Consider the following 19,897-nt stretch of genomic DNA (forward strand, 5'->3'; position numbering starts at 1 on the left):
ACCGGTTTAAAACTATAAATACGTTTCGTTTTAGACCTTGCGCTCCATCACGGCAAAGTAATTTTTCTCATTATCTGCAAAATTAAAGACACGCCCTGTTGGCATCTCTACAATCTCTCCAACCGTTACATGTTTAGCAGACAAATCAGCATATAACCGATCAAGGTCATCGGTGAAAAACATCAACGAAGGTGTGCCCAGATTTACCCCGGCTGACATACGTGCTACGACCTCTTTATCATGCAAAATGATGCTGGTCTGTGAATCTTTCGCAGGAGCGATCTCAATCCACCGCATACCTCCATCAAGAATAACCTCATCCACGATATGGAACCCGGCTACTTCCGTCCAAAAAGCCAGAGATTCATCCTGGTTATTGACGTACAGCATAACTTGGCCTAATTTGCTAAACATGTACCAACCACTCCTCTAATCAAGTTATCTCGGTATTCCTTCAATCTTAGATTGCCTCAGTTTCCAATTGAGTATAACATGCATGTCCTATTTTAAGATAAACATTTTAGAGCAGCTAAATTGACGTTTCATGCCACCTATACGGCGAGGAAAGTTTGCTGTAATTTCTTATCTATATTCCCAGTCGATCTCGAAGTGAAGTGATCTGGGCGACATGATGTTTGCCATGCCATGCATACAATCCTAGACAATGATCCAGTCTCATCGTTTCTTTCGATGCAGGATGATAGAACGCTTTGGCATAGTCTTCGTCCGTTAGCGCGTATAGCAATGCCGACCAGCGGCGATGTAGTGCATCCAGAAGATGCAGTGAAACCTCCACACCCATATCCTTGGAATCGCTCAGTTCGGCCCAGCGTTCCTCAAAATACGGGCGAATCGTAGGCGTATCTTCTGTCAAAGCGAGCTTGAAGCGAATCACACTGTTCATATGACTGTCTGCCATGTGGTGAATAACCTGTTTCAGCATCCAGCCTCCGTCCCGATATGGCAGACTTAGCTGCTCTTCATTCAATCCTTCTACCGCTTCTCTCGCACGCTTAGGCAGGTCTGCAACATCTTGAATCCATTGTTGCCTATGAGCCAGCGTTACCTCTCCTTCGTGTGTGAACTGCCCGATTGGATATCTAAAGTCCATCATATTTCCCCCTTCATTCCTGTGGATTTGTTTACTGCATATGAACATCGACACGACTCACCGGGCTATTTTATAGAGTGTACTCCATCAACCAGCAATCTCTCATCTGTCCTTCATGCAGTTCATGCTGTGGCAATTGTTTAACCCTTTTAAAACCACACTTCTCGTAACAAGATAACGCACGTTCGTTCCACGCTTGCGGGTCCATAACCACTCTCCGGGCATGTTTCTCCTGAATCAAATACGCTGTCATAGACTTCACCAGTTGTGAGCCGATACCCCTGTTCCAGCAATCCGTTTCCCCGATAAACTGATCCGTCCCATAGATGATTTCACCATTGTCAGCATAACCATATTCCGCACGTTCCTCTGTCTCCAGCTCATAGAACTGAATGTATCCGATTGGCCTCCCGTCATACTCTACAATACAACGGGCCGCCTCATCATTCTGATTGTAAAAATGTGCTCTCACAAGCTCCAGATCATGCGGCTGATCCCGGCCTTCGTAATACTGTAGAACCTCCGGGTCAGACAGCCATTTGACTAGCAACTGCTCATCCTCCGTCTGTAGCAGGCGAACTGTCAATTTCCCCACTTGATATACGATATTCATTTCATCCCCTCCCCGAATCCTTACGCTTTTACAGCCTTCCATATATATTTATGCTCTCGAACGGCTATTTTCCCATCAATTGTATGTTCCTTTAATTTGGTTTGCAATTGTTCACGAAACTCAGAGCTTGTGTAATCCGGGTTACCCGGGACGTCTGCAAGGAAGAGAGCAAACTCATTTTCGTCAGGAAAAACCATAAGTGCCTCATGATATTCTTCGATCTCAATCTGCTCGTAAAGGTTACGTTCCAATCGTTCACGCACCTTTGTTATATCGGTATGTATTCCAAACAGCAGGCCTCCCTGAGGGAGAAGTCTTCCGTATTCAATAATGGATGTGGGACCCCTACGATTATAAATCAAGCCGAATTGTTCATCCTGAAAAGGCAGTTCTTCTTTTGTTGTAGCACAGATAAAATCCACATTCTGAATTGTACTCGATGCCAGCCTCTCTTGGGCTATTTTAATCATCTCTTCCGAGTTGTCGAACCCTGTTATATGAGTAGCATGTGCCGCCATTTTAAGAGTAAAGTCACCGTGTCCACAGCCTGCATCAAGCACCGATGTATACCCAGGCAGCAACTTGGTCAGCCGCTCTTCGAACATTTCTTCTGCGGACTTCCCCTCCCATATGTACTGTGCCCGAGCTCTGTATCCACCATTACGTCGTGCAATCATATCGTACCACTCCATACTCATAGACATCCTCCTATCTGGAATCTTGATCCTAAAGTAACATTCGGGCGAAACCATACAGATTCCCCTGTTCTTGTAAAAATTGAAACGCATCTATTTCATCGTCCGTATTATGCTCGAAATCATAATTCCCCCATAATAATCCATGAATCTGGAGGTTGCTCACATGTCATTTTTCAAAAAAATGCTGGCCAGTGTTGGTGTAGGTGCAGCAAAAGTAAATACGGAGTTACATACAACAGAAGTTATGCCCGGAGGAACTCTTTCGGGAATAGTGTACATTGAGGGCGGAGGTGTGGAGCAGCAGGTTGATCGGATTTATCTATTAATCAAAACGCACTACATTCGGGAAAGTAATGATCGCAAAGTGAAGGAAACGGCTGTTGTAGCCAAATATCTGCTCACCGAGGGGTTCACCCTGCAGCCTGGTACAAAACTGGAAAAGAGCTTTCAATTCGATCTACCGGAAAATTTACCGATTACACTACACCGTGCGGAAGTATGGGTGGAAACGGGACTGGACATCTCTAGCGCAGTAGACCCATCAGATCGAGACCTTATTCATGTTGTGCCTTCCAGAGAGATGGAAATTGTTCTGGATGCCATAGATATGCTGGGATTCAAGCTTCGTGAAGTAACCAATGATTATGCGCCAAGGCTCGGTGGCAATCTGCCGTTTGTACAAGAGTTTGAGTTTGTGCCGACAACCAAGTTCCGCGGATATTTGGATGAACTTGAAGTTCTCTTCTATCCAATGGGGAATTCCCTGGAACTGTTGATCCAGATCGACCGTCGTGCACGTGGACTTAGCGGAATGTTCTCCGAAGCCATGGGCACGGATGAGACCTATGTGCGCCTGCAACTGCACGAGAGACATCTGGAGCGTGGTGCACGTTCCGTCGCACAAGGCTTGGAAGAGATTATTTCAGAGCACCTATAGACTACGAACATGCAAAACATCAAGAGAGCAGCCCCCGGCTATGTATCCATCTGATACCAAGGGCTACTCTCTTTATCTCTTGTTTTTTCCCACAACATAAGAACGAACAACATAGTACGCTATAGCCAAAAGGAATATACCACCAACACTTAGGGTTATCATCAAACCGCTTCCACTTGCCACATGTCCAAAGTCAACTTGCGATGTCCCACCAGAGGTTTGTAATGGTGTACCTTGCGGGACATGCTGTAATGTTAGAAACATGCCTTGGACTACTTTCCAAACCACCAACAAAAGCAGGAAAGTAAAGCTAACGATAATGGTTTCCATCCCCACACGTTTGTTCAGACGCATCCATTTCTCCCCCTTATTCTTATAGAACGAGAAACTGCTCCAGTTGCTGCTTTAATTCATCTTTATGCTCGTCTACATACTGGTACAGCAAATCGAAAACTTCTTCATTATCCGCTTGAAAGCTTAAATGTTGACCTTCCTGCTCTACCTGCTGTAATAACTCATGGATCTGTGTCCCATGTGTCTGCAAACTTGTTGATATGTCGTGTTCGGACAGACGTTCCACGTTCTCTCTGAGTTTTTCTGGCGTAATTCCTTGTTCCTTCAAGAGTTGTTCCACCTTTTGCAAAATCATCGCATCTGTCTCATTGCCACTTCGGTTTAACGCTTCGATGACCTCTCTCAAATGCAGGCCGCTGGCATTCTCCAAATAACCGGTCAATCCATTCATGGATAGTTCCGTATCCAGATCAATAATCAGCATAATATCTCGTATTACAACAGGCAGTTCTGAAACTTGTTCCCGAATCGTGGCAAATTCAGCCCGGTACATATCCATCGCAATGCTGCCCACCATTTCTTCGCCTGACATCTCTTCGATGCCTGCAAGCGGCATCAACTCCGCCATTTCTTCCTGTAACTTGTTCATCTCACTTGTCCTCCTGTATCTCTCTATATAGCGTAGTCATGATCTGCGCCGCCACGTCTCTCCATCATACCAGAATATGCTGTATAGAAAAGAAATCGCGCCAAGTTAACATGCATTTGACTCATGGAAAATAATTCGCTGTTATGATCTTGGCATCACAAGTTTAGGGAGGGGTAAGGATGCGTCTAGCCTTGTTCACAGATACTTATCTTCCAGAAACCAATGGTGTCGCAGGAACACTCCATCGTCTAAGCAACCATCTGAATCGCAGAAATATAGAACATCTGCTGTTTACATCCCAATCCATCATGGAAGGAAACGTTGAAGCTCCCGTAAGCTCCGTAATCAATATCCCCTTTTTTCTGTATCCCGAATGCAGAATCGCTTTTCCCAGCAAAGTAACTGCCTATAAACAGCTACAGGAATTTCAGCCTGATCTGCTTCATGTCGCTACACCGTTTAACATGGGGCTGCTTGGCCTGAGATATGCACTCAAGTTCAACCTTCCACACGTCATCTCTTATCACACCCACTTTGATCGTTATCTCAATTATTACAAGCTTGGAAGTGTCATTCCACTCTACTGGAAGTACATCAAGTGGTTTCATCGCACCTGTGATACTACATTCGTTCCGTCCCAAGACACGATGTACACCTTACAGTCTCAGGGGATTCAGCGGCTCAAGCTCTGGTCTCGCGGCATTGATTGTAACCTCTATTCTCCATGCAAACGAACCCCCAGCATTCGCGAACGGTATCAGATCACCGCACCTCTCATCCTGCTCTACGTGGGACGTATCTCCCCGGAAAAAGATATAGCCACCCTGACAGCCACGATGCAGCAATTGCCCGCAGAACTACAAGCCCATGTTCACTGGATCATTGTCGGTGATGGGCCTGCCCTTCCCAAGATGCAGCAGCAAGCGCCTGCCAATGTTACGTTCACCGGATATTTGCATGGTGATGAGCTTGCATCGATGTATGCATCAGCAGATCTGTTTGTCTTTCCTTCTTGTACAGAGACCTTCGGCAATGTGGTGCTGGAAGCCATGGCCTCGGGTCTTCCCGTACTGGCTGCTAACGCCGGCGGAGTCAAAGACCTTATCGTACATCAGCACAGCGGCATACTTGTTGAGCCGGGTAACGTAGACGCATTTATAAGAGAGATTAGGTTACGAGTCCATTCTTCGGAACTGCTGAAAAAGATGGGACTTGAAGGCCGAAAACTTGCAGAGCAGCGTTCCTGGGAGCAGATTTTTGACACCCTGATTGAAGATTACGAAGAGGCCACCCAGCAACGTCATCGACAGAAGATAGGTCGAATCTACACGGCATAAATTTTGCTAAAGTAAGGTTTTCAATTCCCGAAGCTGCTGGATTGTATGTAGCGGTGTAGTCTCCACTTTCTCCGGCCAAGGCTGGTTTACCTTCATCCAGATCGTATTCATGCCTGCTTTGGCCGCCCCTTGTATATCATTCAGCGGATGATCCCCGATGTAGAGGCATTGCTCAGGTTCTATACCAAAATGATCAAGGGCTAATTGAAATATACGCGGATCAGGCTTTTTCACACCTGCTTCTTCCGATACAATGATGTGATCATAATCCTCACGAATGCCAAGTTGATCAATCTTTCCATATTGAATCTGTGTTTGACCATTGGTGATTAAACCGATTAAATAACGGCCTTTCAAATGCTGTACCACTTCTCTTGCCTCATCCATGAGCACCGAATTTCGCACATACTCCCGGCCGTAGAATGCCATTAGTTCTTCGTGCGGAGGATGTTCTGCCCAAGGTAATTCTTCTAATAATTCGTCGAACAGCCGGGGTTTCTCCTTATAACCATCTTCGTCGAGCTCGATGATCCGCTGCTTTATATGTTCGGTCGATTCCATGTGTCCAAAATACGTGTTGATCAAACTTTGTGTGAAACCCTCAAACGTTCTTGTCCGGTTTAGAATCGTGTTGTCCAAGTCAAAAATGACAGCTTTAATGCGATCCATGAAGTTTGTTCCTCCGTTCTCCTTCAGTTAATTGAGAAGTAGAGACTACTTTTTCTTTTTATGATAATGATAGCCTGTGCACAGACCTTTTTTAATCGATTTTGCGGAGCACTTGTGTCCACCGTTTTTGTCCAATCGACCAGGATGTGCATACGCCGAAGAGGATACACCGATAAGTATAACCAGCGATAAAATGAGTATAAAACCTTTTTTCATATTAAAATTCACCTTTCTTTTGACGCCCTATGCTTTAGGGCTTTCTCACTTCACTTCACTTCATTTCATTTTACATAAAAATCCACAATATGGATATCCCTTATTCCAACTAAAGTCCCTTTATATAAGCTTGTAGTGCCTCAACGCATGAGTTATTCCATCCTCACTCGCTTTCAGCGTGACGTAGTCCGCACTTTGCTTAACACGCTCTCCAGCGTTTCCCATAGCGACACCTACGCCCACATAAGTTAGTAGATCTATATCGTTCTCTCCATCCCCAAAAGCCATCGTATCCTCTCTGCGTATATTTAGGTGAGTTAGAACTTTCTGAGCCGCTACAGATTTACTGACTTCACCCGCTTCTAGCACATTGCAAACGTACGGATGGAATCGTACAAATCGTAAATAAGGAAACTGTTCTTTATATCGGTTTGTCTCCTCCTCATTTGCGTATAAACACATACAGTATATTTCCTCATCGAGCGTCATGATCTGTTCCGCATATTCCATCATTCCAAGTGTCTCTCGAAGAGCAACTATCACATGATGATCCGTCCGACCAGTTCCGTTCATGCCAAAAGACTCCGTAAAGTAGGAAAGTGCATGTCCCTGAGAATCAGCAAAATGACTGAATTCCCTAACCATGGTTGAAGAAAGAATGGATTTATGAATGATTTCACCACGGCAAGTAACCAAAGCTCCATTAGCTGAAATAACCGTATCTATGCCAAGATGCTTAAACTCTTCACATAGATGATGTGGTCTGCCTGTCACAAGGATGATATGAATTCCTTTTTGGATTAACCTGCAAATGGACTCTTCGGTACACTTGGAGAGACTGCGATCTTGTTCACTAAGCAACGTACCGTCCACATCCAAAAATACAGCTTTTATTACTTTTTTCATTAACCCTCATCCTCTTCTCCTCTACTGCTGGTCGTCTGTCGGCGCAAAATGCTTCAGGTCTGATTTCGTTTTACCGCTCTTCTGCGCCTCTTCCGAAATGCGATGGCTAAACTGAATCACATCATTATGTGCAAAATATATATACTCCACATCCGGTTCATCCTTAAACTTCACTACAGCAAGGAAGGGTGGCAGTTTTACGCTCCAGACGCCTTCTACGGATTCAATCTCATCAGGAGAATAATGTTTCTGCTCCGTTAAATATGTTGTGACACGATGTGCATAGATCATTTTGTTGACTTTTACATAGATAAACGGCATGAGAATCAATACAATGAGCGTAATGCCAATCGTCCATGATACAATCTTTTTCGTTTTACTCATTTTACTTAACGCCCCTTGTCGTTTCTACCGGATCTGTACCTCGTTGGAACGCCTCATGTACCACATCTGGAATGTGCCAGCTACATCATCCGGTATATCGTGAACATATTGATGCATGACAGGTTTGGCGCGATTTACGGTATGGATGGAAGCCAGCCCTAACTTGCGCTGCAAGGGATGACGTGTAATCTTGATTTCAATGACCTTTTCCCGTTTGGACAGAAACAGTGTCGAAGTCAGCGCACCTGAGCGAAACTGAATGAACTGATCGTTCAGTGCATACCGCGTATGATAAAAATTGATCACTTTACACGTTGTAATCCACACGAGCAACAGTAGCGAAATCATCCACCATGTCTGTTCCATGCCGAACAAAACCGGTTTGAAGTATATTAGCACACCCGTGACGATGATCCACAACCCGTTTGGTTTAAGTAAACGCAACCACAACGCTTTTTGCGGCAACCTATGCATTTCCTCCGTCACATGGTAGGAAGGCAGCATTTCTTCAATGATGCGATAGGCCTCCCTCACAGGTAAAAAGGGATATAATGTGTTAATCTCCTGGCTAGCTTCACCCAAACTGCCTGCGGTTGTAAGTTCTACCTCGGCAAGACCCAGCATTCTTTTCATCAGGGACTGTGTAATCTTGACGGCCTGTACACGATCTTTCTGGATCGAGAACGACGTCTTCTCCAGCATGCCCTTTGTAATATAAATTCGCTTGTCATCGGACGTGATCTGGAAATCTCCATATTTCACAAAGGTACGCACAATTCCAAGCCCGACAGATACAAGGATCAAAAGCAGAATGACCAGGCTCGTCACCCACCATGATTCAAGCCAGGTTAATACAAGGCTTTCGGTTACGGTTTCGTCTGGGAAGAAATCCTTCACGGTTGAGTACAAGGAACCCAAGATCGGGATCAACACCAGAAAACTAAGTGAAGTAAACGAAGCTTTGAACACATCTTTGCGCGTAGAACGGTAGTGAACGACGTGTTCGAATGTGCCTTTAATTCCTGTGTCATTGTTATTGGCATTGGCGCTTGAGTCACTGCCTGCTTGTTCTTCAGTTTCGATATACTGCTCTGCAAGTAGACTTTTCTCATCCTTTGCATCCTGCTCATCATCCATAATTCCCTCAACCGTAGCTTGGACTTCGGATAAATGACGGGCTACCCGCTTTTCTAATTGTTCTGCTTCAGAAACCGAAACGACCTGTAGCTGAAACGTCGCATCATCACCCTTGATACCCGTTTCGAAGCGTATAGAGGTTACTCCGAACAAACGATGAACAAAGCTCGTATGTCGGCTCACATTTTGTACTTTCGTATACGGGATCGTTCTACGGGTTCGACTGAATGCTCCCGTGTAAATATGGAAAGCTTTCTCATCGGCTGAATAACGTGTTGTGAACCATTTCCAGATGATCGAGATTAGTGCTATGCAAATACCGATGTAAAAGATGATTCTCGCATAGAAGACCCATGCCTGATCTGATCCTGCACGAAATACGAATAAAAACAGAATAAAAGCAAATGTACTTTTAAGCAGATTACCCAAACTCCACAACAAGCTGAGTGCATGATGCCGTTTCATCTCCGTCATTCATCCACCTCGTTAATCCGGGCATAATCCGCAATCTGGTTACGCAGCGCATATGCCACATCTTCCGGCAAGGCCGGTATATGATGAGATGAACCCATCGTTCCGATGGACACCGAGTATAGTCCGTATTTTCTCATCAATGGCCCCTGATTCGTTGATACGGATTGCACCTTGGCCATCGGAATGACTTGGTGCACCTTGTTCAATGCCCCATGCTTCAATTGCACAAACTCTGCGTTAACGCCATAAAACCAATATCGATACAACAACACGGGCTGCAAAAATATATCCCACACAGCATAACCTGCGGATATAACCGTGACTCCCCATAAAATCCAGCCGATCCACGGCCTCCAATCATAGACGGAGTCCAGTATAAGCAACGCTGCCAACACCACAAAGCCAATGACGTTGTAAAGGATCGCGCTAACTCTCCACAAACTTATGGCATGAGGGGAAAGCTTCTGTTGCGGCGTGCTCCATTCCTCTGTTCCAGTTGTTACTGCCATATCTGTTGTTTCTGACATGTTGTTGTTCTCTCCTCTCTCATGTCTTTTTTGGTCTATATACTTTACGATGATGCGTATGTATCGATGCAGTAAGATAAAAGAAATAAAAAAAGATGACTCCTGTTCAAGTGCAGGGGGTCATCTTTTGTTTTCGTTTATTTTCCAGCAAAATCCTGCACTTCACACAACCATACCATATTTTCGCTTCCTTCACCCCAGTAGTCCTTCGTCACAACATACGGTTCTCCAAACTTCCGCCGCCACTTCTGCTGTGCAATTCGATAACCACTGTCCAGACAAAATTGGATAATCCCCCGCTTCTGTAGTTCGGTGACCAATGCCGCAATAAGCGCTGAAGCAATCCCCTGGCCCTGCAGTTCAGGTAAAACATACAGTGAGCCCAGCGTTCCAACGTGATCCAGCCGATGGTTGGTGCATTCCTGAACGACTTTCCCGCAAGGCCCATATGAGATCGTACCTACGATCTTCCCTTCTTTTCGGGCAACAAAGAAAAAGGGACTTGTCGTCGTTGGTTCAAGATCAGATTCATGTTGCAAAACAGATTGTACTATAGTCTTTTTATGTTCGATCTCTTCCTGAATTTCATCCAGAAGTGATCCGATCCCTTCCTGACGGTATGCCTCTGGAATCGTTGTCTCAAAAATATGATATGCTCCATCCACATCTGCTGCCGTCAGTGTTCCGATTGTTATCAACTTGCCTGCATCTCCATTCATCTATAAGCCTGTATTCATGTTGTTGATCTTTTCGCTCCATTTAGTCCGTACGGCGCTGAATGATTTGTCTCAGTTGATTCGCGTTCTCTAGAGGGATCGTATATCCAGTCGTCGTATCCTTTTGGTTTACAAGCAAACCTTGCGTCTTTGGATCTGCACCCAATGACAGATCGTACCGAGTGACTGCGCCATCTGCATATGTGATGTTCATCGTGTATTCAGCAGAATAATCAAGCATCCCCTGCATACGCTCGGCACTGAATATGGCTTCGGTCACGATTTGAATCTCGTCAGCGCGGTCAAATTCTACATCGCGGCACGTTTTAGAGAAGTGAGCCTGATTACAAGATAACGTGATTAACGTAGGAATCCCCTGACTCTGTTGTAGTTTCTCAGCCTCTTTGGAGCCCACATCACTCGAATTGTTGCCACCGCACGCTGCAATGAATATGACGCTGAAGAATAGAAGCAACATTCCGATATGTCTCACCTAGCGGCCTCCCATTCAGCTAATAAGTCGTTTAAACGCGGGACTGTTTTTTGGACAAAAGCTTGTACAACCTCTTCGGTAATGTAACTTGGAATAATGCCCAGTTCTTCCCCATGTAAAAAAGAAAACGTGCGATCACGCCAGCGTATGATCTCATCTGCTGTTAAACGATCTGCCATCTCGTACCCTGACGAGTTATTTAAGGCCGACCATACTTCTTCGCTCCAATTCATGGTGCGATACAGATTAAAATCAATCTGATCCGTCTCCTTGTAATATAAACGGGCCAGGTCTTCCTTGGTTCGCACGGCTCCCTCACACTGGTCTTGCTCACGAACCTGTTCCTCGAATGCGGGATACACACTTCGAAACCAGTAATAATCCGTCATCACATGCATGAAGTAACCAGTGACAAAGGAAGTCCAGCCTTCACTCTTGCGCTCGCTGATGTAATCACCATAAAACTTCTGGAGACGTCCGGTATAATTGTCTTCTTGCTCAGGATAAAAATGAGTATACTGCTTGTCGTCCCTTGTTGTGCCTTCACGCATATGAATGGCATCTGGCGCAATATTTCCGAGATAAAATGCTCCCAGGTCCAGTGGTTCAGGCAACGTATCAGCCAATCAATGGGCTACACTTAAATGCACCATAGGCAGAGGCATAGACCGATCTCCTTTTTCCATTGAAGGAATGGTTATATATAATCTCTCGTTAGCTCACCAAACCTGCCAGTCTCTCGTCCTGCATCCGGTCAAACAACTTTTCCAGATCCGTATGATACGCAGGCTGATCCTTCACCAGCAAACGGATATATTCCGATCCACACTCGTAAAATACGAGGCGGTTAAAAGGTGCTGTATCGCCATAATGATTAGGCTGCAATTCATACTTGGCTCGAATCAAATTCTCGATATACCTTGCTGCTCCTTCATTCCATTCCAGCCAGCTCCAATATTCCGCTTGCTCTTCTGTAAGAGATTGGAACAATGCCGTTCGCGCCACCTGAATTTGCTGTAAATTCTCACTTTTCAACGCAGATAGAAGAGATTCAATTCGCCCAGCAACAATCTCATCTTCGTACGGGAATTCGTAATCGATCTCCCAGGTTACACGCCTCAACTGGGTCATTTTATGTTTAATCTGCATCCGGTCAACGATTCGTTCCTCGTATTTTCCATAGACAGAACAATGCACGTATTCATGGAACAGAAAAACCTTCTGCTCTAAATCTTTGAAAACAGAAGCGGTCACAATCGCGCACATCCGATCGTTCATATGATGTACAGGCATTGCGCCGAGGCAGTCATCAGGAATATATAGGTCGTCCGGTACGGTTTTGACCCATTCGTATTGCCCGGATACAGATGAATAATCATAGATATATAACAATGATTCGTGTGCTACAACAACCGGATGGTGTTCTGCAAAAAAAGGATGCAGGCTGACCAGCTCGATCTGAAGCTCATTTAACTCGTTAATTTGCTGCAAAAATGTATCCATGTCTAACCCTCTCTCTTTGCAAAATGATACTATTATCATACTAAATCAGTATCCGTAAATCACTGAGAGAAAAATGATAATGTTGTGCGAAACTCCTCCTAGCTTTTGATATATCCCGCTTTGGACAGCACATATTTGGTGAATGGATTGATATCCGGAATCGGCTGAGTCAAGTCGAAGTACCTGAGCTCTAACCCTTCATCATCCATCACCGTTGGACTGCCCGTAATGCCGCCTGCTTCATAGATTGCCATGACATTGTATACCTCATCTCCATGTGGATAACGGTAATACATATCCTGACCCGAAAATATGGTAATCAGCTTATATGCCTCTGCTCGCAGACCAGCTTCTTCATATAGTTCACGCGCAGCAGTCTCTTCCAATGATTCACCCGGTTCAAGCGAACCGCCAATGGTACCCCAATCCAAGCTATCTGTTCGTTTCTGGAGTAGCAGGTGACCCTGCTCGTTAAACACCAGTACACATGAACCTGCCATGATCAAGGGACGTGTGCCTACCAATTTTCGTAAATCCATGATGTACCCCATGTTAGCCTCCTGAGTCCAAATGTAGTTAAAACAGCCCCCGTTTACTTAGGAACCGGATTGTTTCAATATCCCCTGATCTACCGAATCTTGTACGATTTGTTGTGTATACTTCCACAGCGTTGCTGACCCATTTGCAATTTCGGCATTACGATTTAATACCTGATCACTCGTAATGTTATATTTCTGCCATGTATCACCTTCATTCTGATGATTATGAATGATCGGCTGCAACCGATCCATGGAAGAAGCAAACCTGGCCTCCGGTGTCTCTTTGGTCTCGAACTCCATCCACAGACTTAACAGTTCTTCGGCTTGGTCTTCTGGCAACATACCAAATAATCGGTTTGCGGCTTTAAGCTCTCGTTCATGTTTATCTGTGTTTCCTTGGGTGTCATACGCAAAGGTATCACCGGCATCAATTTCAACAAGGTCATGAACAAGTAACATCTTGATTACTTTAAGCATGTCGATTTCCTTGTTAGCATGACCATGCAATATGAATGCCATCATGGCTAGATGCCAAGAATGTTCTGCATCATTCTCGAGCCGTTCGCCATGGATAATTCGTGTTCTTCGTTCAATCGTTTTCAGCTTGTCTATTTCAATCAGAAACTGGACCTGTGACTCTAGTGTCTCATCCACGCTCTTACCCCCTTCAATTACTAACGCATACACTCTGAAATGCTGTACCAATAGACCTGATAGTTAAAATCCAGAGATAAACCTGCACCTTGTGCTAAACGGATCGAACCTATGTTATCCGGAGAGCAATCCCAATAGGGACGGATGCCTCTATCGTTACATTCGTTCATATACGCTTGAGCAGCCAAGGCAGCATAATTTCGCTTACGATGACCTTCCAATGTTTCAATATCAATGGCATGTGTGTTTCCATCGACAAAAGCAGAAATACATATGCACACAATCTCTTCCTCGCGAGTAACAACATAGCCAACACCATGTTTCAAAAAAGCATCTACGTTTGTCCAGAAATGCTTGATCTTATATGTGACAAAAGAAAGATTATTCAACCTATCGTCTTTCAAAAGTACTTCGTCTATTATAATAACCTGTGTTCCCTCGACTGGTTGTATAAGCATTCTAGAGGAAGATGAGCGCTTGGCACTCTTTATTTTCTCTGTTCGCTCTATTCTTTCATCCGTTGGGTTTAGCAGATACACATGCTGTGTATCATCGTTCAGTTCACTCGGGCCAGCCATATGCTCAAGTACCGCTTCCCACCGACTATCTTCTACGCCAATCTCTACGTCAGAAATTTGTAATGATGCTAATGTGGGATAAATCTGTGTCTCCATGTACTCTCGGAGTTCACTTCGGAACACTTCATTCTGAAAATCACCAATTAGCTGATAACCGGATTGCCCCTGAACCCATACAAGCGCCGCTTGAGGATTGAGGGTATCGTCGACATAGACCCGTCCCGGGTTCATGCCTGATGCCACTGCTTTGACCTCCATATTGCGACAGGCATTGGTTAGATGTTTTATTTTGTGAAATTCAGAAGCCTCCAGCTCAGTAATCATGTACTCAATCCTTTCTTCACCTCACCGCTCTACCTTCTGCCTTGCTCGACTTTCATTTTCAGGATTTTCCACGTCCAGGCACCATACCAGATGCCAGCAGCTGGAAACAACACAAGTGCCGTCAGTAAGTTTACATAAAACTCACCATTCAGGGTTAAACTTTGTCCGCTCCACGAGGTCATCACCAAGGTATACAGAAAAGCCAAAGGCAAACCCCAGCCCAAAACGCCGCGCACCAGGATATGATGCCTTTTTCCTTGCTGTAATTGTTTCTCCCATTTGATCCGTTGTGATTCTTTCATATATCAAGTTCTCCTTTAAGCCTGCATAGCTTCTTGAATTTGTTTGAGCATATATTCGGCATAATCTCTTAAACGTGTATGTTCCACATTGACCGATTCACGTTCCCCGTTGTACTTAGCCAAACATTGGGAGATAAGTTCCTGATGTTCAGGCAATGCTTCTGCCACCGCACGCTCTCCAGCCTCTCGCTTGGAGTGAATCACTGATTCCTGAATATACAACAGCACGCGTGACAAAGTTAAAACATAATAGACCGAATTGTCTACGATTTCTTCCAAGGCTGAACTTGCATCAGATGCAATGGATTGGATGACATGCTCGCGGTTCGCCGGCTGGAACAGTTCCTTGATCGGCTTGCCATACAGCACAATACCTCGATCATAGATCACCGCCATATGTGCAACCACATCCGGGTCTTCATGACCACCGCAGAGATAATCAGGATCATTTCTGTACTTCTCCCGGTGATATGCAGAATAATGAAACTCAAAAGGTGTAGGGTATTGACCACGTGTTACAGCTGACTCTAGTACAATACTAATCTCAAACCCTTTCGGAATATGCATTTCATCTTCTATACGTATCAGTTGGTCGGCGATTCTGCGGTAACTCTCAGAGGACCTTTTCTCTCTACATACAACTAAAATATCGATATCACTCTGCAGCGGATGGAAACATCCCATCGCCATGGAGCCATGTAAATACACGCCTGTTAACGCGTCGGTTAACTCTTCCTTTAATACTTCGATGAGCCTGCTCAATATGGTCTTTTCATTCACCTTGACTCTCTCCTTCTGTCAGAACCTCAACTGTCTATTTCCACCTTCATCTCCCGAACATAAACAGCCGTGCCCTTGATTCGGACATCCATCCCCTCTTGCTCCCGGCGTACGTTCACTTGGACCTTGCCATCTCTACCAATCTCATGCCCTTGCTCTACTGTAAAATCAACCTCGTGAATCTCCTGATTCACATACGTTAAATAATAGGCTCCCATCACGCCTGAAGCGGTGCCCGTCACCGGGTCTTCCGTTGTACCTGAGTATGGCGAAGAGAAATGCCTTGCATGCATCAGAGCATCTGCATCGCGAGTTTCGAAGCAGAAGGGATGTAAGGATGACTTGGGATTTTCAGATAAAATGTCCGGGAACTGAGAAGAATCCGGTTTCATTTTAACAAATGCATCTAAACGACGAATCGGAATTAATAACGTCCACGTACCCGTACTTCCGTATACGGTAGGCATATTCATGTCCAAATCATCCGTTGTCAGATGAATAGACTTAGCAAGCTTTTCTACATCGCCTTGAAAGGGAACAAACCGTGGCTGGTCCTGCTTCATCTCCATCAACCAGGTGTCACTTTGTTGTTCAAACTGAATTGGTAATATACCTACGTTCGTTTCAATCGTGATAGAGTCTTTTCCTTGTAGTACATCACGTGTCTTAAGTCCATACATTGCCGCCATGGTCGCATGACCACACAGATTAATCTCGTGACCCGGAGTGAAATAACGCAACCGGACATCGGCTTTTTCAGACTTCAATACAAATACCGTCTCATTAAAACCGACAGCATGAGCAATCTGTTGCATTGTAACTTCACTCAGATGATCTGTTTCAAAAACAACGCCCGCCGGGTTGCCCTTGCCTGGAATGCTTGAAAAAGCTTCATAGTGGTACACTTGGATAGCACGCATCTACTCTTCATCCTCTCTTTACAAAGCAGGAGTTGCCCCGCCGTATAATTCAAGTGATTCATTTTCAACAACAACAGCCCCACCATCCGGGCACGCATATACTTTGGTTTGATAATTTTGAGCGTATTCTCTGAATGATTGCATCATCTCTTCGGAACGATCCCAATGGGGTGCAAACTCGAAATCTACAAGAGCAAGGGCCTGTAAATCGGTCAAACCGATATGATTCTCGTCTGCATCCTCACCGTATCCAGCTATTTGAATCGTAGGTGTCATCAGGATACTGCCCGCGCTAACCCCAATCAAAATACCACCGTCACTAACATAGGAACGCAGCTGTTCAATCCTATTTCGTTGCTGTAACAAACTTAGAAAATAAAACGTATTCCCGCCAGATAAATGAATCGCGTCACATTCGAAAAGAGAGTCCAGCATGCTTTCCTCATACTCGGTATCCAGATCATAATACTGCACATCTTCCATCTCAAACTGGCGATAAAAACGCCGAGTGTGCTCGACATAAATGCGCTGTGGGTCGGAACAGGAAGGGATGTAACCGATTGAAGGCTTTTTGTGCTGAAACAAGCTTCGAATTCTCTCATTCAGTTCATCATTGCGTTCAAAATACAGATCGCTAAGCAAAATCAGTTTACGCTGTGCCATTAGATTAACCCCTCATCTTGTATTAGGACGTGTCTTAGATTACTGCTGTCTTAGTCCATTCCATGCTTCTTAAACTCGCTGTCCAAAATGGAAAAAAAACACTGGTCCGTCCACTTATTCCGCCACCATAACTCTTCCTTGAAAATGGCTTCTCTTGTCATGCCTACATGCTGCATTAAAGCCGCTGATTTTACATTCTCGGCATTACACATGCCTACGACTTTGTGTGCTTGTAACTCGCTAAATGCAAATTGCAGTAACAACCGGGTCGCCTCGCTTCCGTACCCCTGTCCTGCATATTCAGGCAGCACTGCGAAACCAAGTTCCCAGCTTTTGCGAAAATCAACGTAACTCCACATCTGAACGATGCCCACTGGTGTATCACTGGCATCATTCAAGCGACGGATAACAAAATCATACGCATACGGTGTCTCGCCCTCAACGGGGAAGTGACTGCGGTATTTCTCCTTCGCGTCCTCTTCCTTCGTTTCCACACTCTCCTCATAATTCCACAAGCTTGCATCACATTCCAGTTTGCATATAAAGTCCATATCCTGCTCATTTAAGCTAGTGATCCAAATCTGTTGTTCGACGATTTCCATACTAGTGCCTAGTTCTCCTCTCCAAGGATAGCGATATAACGTACATGATTAGAAGATTCGAATAACCTTACATGCCATAACTATTGCAATTGCCCATTAATGTATCTACGATGGTTGCTTGAAGCATCTTGTATCCACAAATCCAGTTCAACCCGGCTTACATAAAACTGATCTTGAACTTTTATAAATGGAAACATTTTCCCCTCAAAGTGGTGAAAAGCATTCAAACTGCTCTGTTCTGTTTTAATGATGCTCATCACCTGATCTTCATTCATGCCCAGATATGTAGCCGTCTCTTTCAGTGTCAACAAAACCTTATCAAGCAAGAGCGTCTGCTGTGCCTCTGTCTGATTCAGTGTTCCATTACTCGAATCTTTGTCCTGATTCATGAGCAGTACAGAGCCAATAATAAATGAGACCCCCAGAATAAAACTGGCTAATAGTATCGATAATGAAAGGGAAATGGACTTCATGTGAACCCCCCTATTGATTCAGAATGTACCGCGTGACTTTTTCATCAGCAAAATGTTTGAATACACTCTCTCGGTCTGCCAAAGTTAGTTCTCTCATATACAGTCTTTGTGTCTCCATTGGCTGAAACAGCGTCATCATATATTTCTCCTTCTCAAGCTAAACATCACGGACAGTGTAGTACCCTGCCTCTCCAAGAAAATCATCTCTGGTTAGATCATGCTCACCTAACAACATTCTGTAATTCGTGATCGTACCGTCGTGTGACACGATGAACGTATGCCCCGTCTGTTTTCTGCACCAAGCCAAGAATTGCTCTGCTAATCTCGTAAATTGCTGCGTGCTCATCTGATTTATACTTTCTTCCCAGGCTTCCAAACCTACATCTATGTATTGCTTATCTGGATATAATACGCTGAGTTCTGCCATTGAATAGATTTGATCACAGCCTAATGGAGCAAACTTCGGATCTTGAGGATACATTCTAGGGCCGACTAGAGGACTAATTACAGCCCCATTATGCTTATTCGTCATTAATAGTTCTACCGTTTCAAGAGTACGTTTAGTAGGACTTATCAAAATAGTATCGTGTGGCATTATCTTGATGTTTTTACGTAAGGCAACGATTTGTTTCTTTCCCTGTTCAGTCAAGCCCGGGTGTAATCGGTTAAGCTCATTCGGATAATTCAACAAATGCTCCGCGTGACCATGACGAATAAATGTAATATCCACTCGGTACCCCTCTATTTCTGAATGAAGTGTCTTATGCTACTTGAATCACGAAGATTAACAAGTTCTTTTCGCAAAAAAACAGGATAAATCTCCATCTGCTCTGTCTCTTGGATGGGAAACCAGCGAAACGTTAATTTGCCATCTTGCTCCACACCCTTGAATTCGCGTTCATTATAGAAGGAATGCCCTCCGGGCAAAGAGATCACATAATAGAATCCCATTTCATGCATCTCCTTACCATCGTATTCATAAAAATCTTCGCAAACAAATGCCAACCTCTCTACCCGGATAGACACACCCAGCTCCTCCATCATCTCTCGCCGAATCGCATCCCCTGTTGATTCATTCATCTCCACTCGCCCGCCAGGCAAGTTCCAGAAATCATCCTGCTTCGCCTGGTGTAAAAGAACTCTGTCCGCATCCATCACAATACCGGCAACACGAAAGTTAAATCGGCTGTTGTCTTGCAAATACGATATATTTCTGTTCACCGAATCAGTCATCGAGCCGTCCATCCTTCAACAAATTCATTCTGAAATCCGTTCACAAACGACGGAATAAACAACACGACTAGTAGAAGGAGGCTTGCGCCCCCCACCTGATGAATAATTTACGTTTACTAATCGCACCTAGGACGAACAACATTACCGTTACAACAATCAAACCTA

30 protein-coding genes are annotated in these 19,897 nt (G+C 44.6%); 2 read left to right on the forward strand and 28 right to left on the reverse strand.

Going from position 1 to position 19,897, the window contains the following annotated elements:
* Positions 1-30: 30 nt before the first annotated feature.
* The 4 genes from H7T88_RS03475 to H7T88_RS03490 all read right to left on the reverse strand — a co-directional run bounded on the left by H7T88_RS03475 (position 31) and on the right by H7T88_RS03490 (position 2,422).
* Entirely contained in the window at positions 31-414 is a 384-nt protein-coding gene (locus H7T88_RS03475; RefSeq protein WP_221786877.1) for a VOC family protein, read from the reverse strand.
* A gap of 172 nt (positions 415-586) precedes the next feature.
* A complete protein-coding gene (locus tag H7T88_RS03480; RefSeq protein ID WP_221786879.1) occupies positions 587-1,114 on the reverse strand; it encodes a YfiT family bacillithiol transferase in 528 nt (175 codons plus the stop codon).
* Positions 1,115-1,181: 67 nt separating this feature from the next.
* Positions 1,182-1,724, reverse strand: a complete 543-nt coding sequence (locus tag H7T88_RS03485; RefSeq protein ID WP_221786881.1) for a GNAT family N-acetyltransferase — start codon at positions 1,722-1,724, stop codon at positions 1,182-1,184.
* 20 nt (positions 1,725-1,744) lie between these two features.
* Positions 1,745-2,422 carry a class I SAM-dependent methyltransferase gene (locus H7T88_RS03490; RefSeq protein WP_221786883.1) on the reverse strand — a complete coding sequence of 226 codons (678 nt, stop codon included), beginning with the start codon at positions 2,420-2,422 and terminating at the stop codon, positions 1,745-1,747.
* 163 nt (positions 2,423-2,585) lie between these two features.
* Here H7T88_RS03490 and H7T88_RS03495 point away from each other — a divergent pair, with 163 nt between their 5' ends.
* On the forward strand, positions 2,586-3,359 hold the full coding sequence (locus tag H7T88_RS03495) for a sporulation protein (RefSeq protein ID WP_221786885.1): 774 nt from the start codon (positions 2,586-2,588) through the stop codon (positions 3,357-3,359).
* A 72-nt stretch (positions 3,360-3,431) separates the two neighbouring features.
* On the opposite strand, the gene H7T88_RS03500 is transcribed toward H7T88_RS03495, so the two are convergent.
* Together H7T88_RS03500 and H7T88_RS03505 are read right to left on the reverse strand one after the other, a co-directional pair.
* On the reverse strand, positions 3,432-3,713 hold the full coding sequence (locus tag H7T88_RS03500; RefSeq protein WP_221786888.1) for a hypothetical protein: 282 nt from the start codon (positions 3,711-3,713) through the stop codon (positions 3,432-3,434).
* Positions 3,714-3,732: 19 nt separating this feature from the next.
* Positions 3,733-4,302 (reverse strand): DMP19 family protein, encoded by a 570-nt coding sequence (locus H7T88_RS03505; RefSeq protein ID WP_221786890.1) that lies wholly within the window; start codon positions 4,300-4,302, stop codon positions 3,733-3,735.
* A gap of 179 nt (positions 4,303-4,481) precedes the next feature.
* Between H7T88_RS03505 and H7T88_RS03510 the strand changes: the two genes are divergently transcribed.
* Complete coding sequence (locus tag H7T88_RS03510; protein ID WP_221786893.1) at positions 4,482-5,639, forward strand: glycosyltransferase family 4 protein; 1,158 nt, start codon at positions 4,482-4,484, stop codon at positions 5,637-5,639.
* A 6-nt stretch (positions 5,640-5,645) separates the two neighbouring features.
* On the opposite strand, the gene H7T88_RS03515 is transcribed toward H7T88_RS03510, so the two are convergent.
* The 22 genes from H7T88_RS03515 to H7T88_RS03620 form a co-directional block, all read right to left on the reverse strand.
* Positions 5,646-6,308, reverse strand: a complete 663-nt coding sequence (locus H7T88_RS03515) for an HAD family hydrolase (RefSeq protein WP_221786895.1) — start codon at positions 6,306-6,308, stop codon at positions 5,646-5,648.
* A 45-nt stretch (positions 6,309-6,353) separates the two neighbouring features.
* A complete protein-coding gene (locus tag H7T88_RS03520) occupies positions 6,354-6,524 on the reverse strand; it encodes a YHYH domain-containing protein (RefSeq protein WP_154887023.1) in 171 nt (56 codons plus the stop codon).
* A 120-nt stretch (positions 6,525-6,644) separates the two neighbouring features.
* Complete coding sequence (locus H7T88_RS03525) at positions 6,645-7,430, reverse strand: Cof-type HAD-IIB family hydrolase (RefSeq protein WP_221786897.1); 786 nt, start codon at positions 7,428-7,430, stop codon at positions 6,645-6,647.
* Between the two features lie 21 nt (positions 7,431-7,451).
* A complete protein-coding gene (locus H7T88_RS03530) occupies positions 7,452-7,814 on the reverse strand; it encodes a DUF3139 domain-containing protein (protein ID WP_221786899.1) in 363 nt (120 codons plus the stop codon).
* Between the two features lie 24 nt (positions 7,815-7,838).
* Positions 7,839-9,425 (reverse strand): PH domain-containing protein, encoded by a 1,587-nt coding sequence (locus tag H7T88_RS03535; RefSeq protein ID WP_221786901.1) that lies wholly within the window; start codon positions 9,423-9,425, stop codon positions 7,839-7,841.
* Positions 9,422-9,952 carry a PH domain-containing protein gene (locus tag H7T88_RS03540; protein ID WP_260510688.1) on the reverse strand — a complete coding sequence of 177 codons (531 nt, stop codon included), beginning with the start codon at positions 9,950-9,952 and terminating at the stop codon, positions 9,422-9,424. Before H7T88_RS03540 ends, H7T88_RS03535 begins: the two co-directional genes overlap by 4 nt.
* A gap of 137 nt (positions 9,953-10,089) precedes the next feature.
* On the reverse strand, positions 10,090-10,671 hold the full coding sequence (locus H7T88_RS03545) for a GNAT family N-acetyltransferase (protein WP_221786902.1): 582 nt from the start codon (positions 10,669-10,671) through the stop codon (positions 10,090-10,092).
* Positions 10,672-10,711: 40 nt separating this feature from the next.
* Complete coding sequence (locus H7T88_RS03550) at positions 10,712-11,161, reverse strand: YhfM domain-containing protein (protein ID WP_221786904.1); 450 nt, start codon at positions 11,159-11,161, stop codon at positions 10,712-10,714.
* Positions 11,158-11,787 carry a hypothetical protein gene (locus H7T88_RS03555; protein ID WP_221786907.1) on the reverse strand — a complete coding sequence of 210 codons (630 nt, stop codon included), beginning with the start codon at positions 11,785-11,787 and terminating at the stop codon, positions 11,158-11,160. Before H7T88_RS03555 ends, H7T88_RS03550 begins: the two co-directional genes overlap by 4 nt.
* An 88-nt stretch (positions 11,788-11,875) precedes the next feature.
* Positions 11,876-12,664, reverse strand: a complete 789-nt coding sequence (locus H7T88_RS03560; protein ID WP_221786909.1) for a hypothetical protein — start codon at positions 12,662-12,664, stop codon at positions 11,876-11,878.
* A gap of 98 nt (positions 12,665-12,762) precedes the next feature.
* Positions 12,763-13,215, reverse strand: a complete 453-nt coding sequence (locus tag H7T88_RS03565; RefSeq protein ID WP_154982947.1) for an NUDIX hydrolase — start codon at positions 13,213-13,215, stop codon at positions 12,763-12,765.
* Positions 13,216-13,260: 45 nt separating this feature from the next.
* Positions 13,261-13,857, reverse strand: a complete 597-nt coding sequence (locus tag H7T88_RS03570; RefSeq protein WP_221786911.1) for an HD domain-containing protein — start codon at positions 13,855-13,857, stop codon at positions 13,261-13,263.
* 20 nt (positions 13,858-13,877) lie between these two features.
* Positions 13,878-14,759, reverse strand: a complete 882-nt coding sequence (locus H7T88_RS03575; protein WP_154982946.1) for a GNAT family N-acetyltransferase — start codon at positions 14,757-14,759, stop codon at positions 13,878-13,880.
* A gap of 29 nt (positions 14,760-14,788) precedes the next feature.
* Positions 14,789-15,061: a hypothetical protein gene (locus H7T88_RS03580; protein ID WP_145328782.1), complete on the reverse strand. Its 273-nt coding sequence runs from the start codon at positions 15,059-15,061 to the stop codon at positions 14,789-14,791.
* 15 nt (positions 15,062-15,076) lie between these two features.
* Positions 15,077-15,841, reverse strand: coding sequence for an aminoglycoside adenylyltransferase domain-containing protein (locus H7T88_RS03585; protein WP_221786913.1), 765 nt, complete (start codon positions 15,839-15,841; stop codon positions 15,077-15,079).
* A 26-nt stretch (positions 15,842-15,867) separates the two neighbouring features.
* Entirely contained in the window at positions 15,868-16,761 is an 894-nt protein-coding gene (locus H7T88_RS03590) for a PhzF family phenazine biosynthesis isomerase (RefSeq protein ID WP_221786922.1), read from the reverse strand.
* An 18-nt stretch (positions 16,762-16,779) separates the two neighbouring features.
* Complete coding sequence (locus tag H7T88_RS03595) at positions 16,780-17,424, reverse strand: Type 1 glutamine amidotransferase-like domain-containing protein (protein WP_221786924.1); 645 nt, start codon at positions 17,422-17,424, stop codon at positions 16,780-16,782.
* Between the two features lie 50 nt (positions 17,425-17,474).
* Positions 17,475-18,026 carry a GNAT family N-acetyltransferase gene (locus H7T88_RS03600; protein ID WP_221786926.1) on the reverse strand — a complete coding sequence of 184 codons (552 nt, stop codon included), beginning with the start codon at positions 18,024-18,026 and terminating at the stop codon, positions 17,475-17,477.
* 80 nt (positions 18,027-18,106) lie between these two features.
* Positions 18,107-18,499, reverse strand: coding sequence for a hypothetical protein (locus tag H7T88_RS03605; RefSeq protein WP_221786928.1), 393 nt, complete (start codon positions 18,497-18,499; stop codon positions 18,107-18,109).
* Positions 18,500-18,509: 10 nt separating this feature from the next.
* Positions 18,510-18,638 carry a GNAT family N-acetyltransferase gene (locus H7T88_RS03610; protein WP_221786930.1) on the reverse strand — a complete coding sequence of 43 codons (129 nt, stop codon included), beginning with the start codon at positions 18,636-18,638 and terminating at the stop codon, positions 18,510-18,512.
* Positions 18,639-18,656: 18 nt separating this feature from the next.
* Positions 18,657-19,229 carry a histidine phosphatase family protein gene (locus H7T88_RS03615; protein ID WP_221786932.1) on the reverse strand — a complete coding sequence of 191 codons (573 nt, stop codon included), beginning with the start codon at positions 19,227-19,229 and terminating at the stop codon, positions 18,657-18,659.
* A gap of 11 nt (positions 19,230-19,240) precedes the next feature.
* Positions 19,241-19,720, reverse strand: a complete 480-nt coding sequence (locus tag H7T88_RS03620) for an NUDIX hydrolase (RefSeq protein ID WP_312027575.1) — start codon at positions 19,718-19,720, stop codon at positions 19,241-19,243.
* Between the last annotated feature and the right edge of the window lie 177 nt (positions 19,721-19,897).

This window comes from Paenibacillus cucumis (ex Kampfer et al. 2016), assembly GCF_019748695.1.
In the GTDB taxonomy this organism is placed as follows: Bacteria; Bacillota; Bacilli; order Paenibacillales; family Paenibacillaceae; genus Paenibacillus; species Paenibacillus polysaccharolyticus.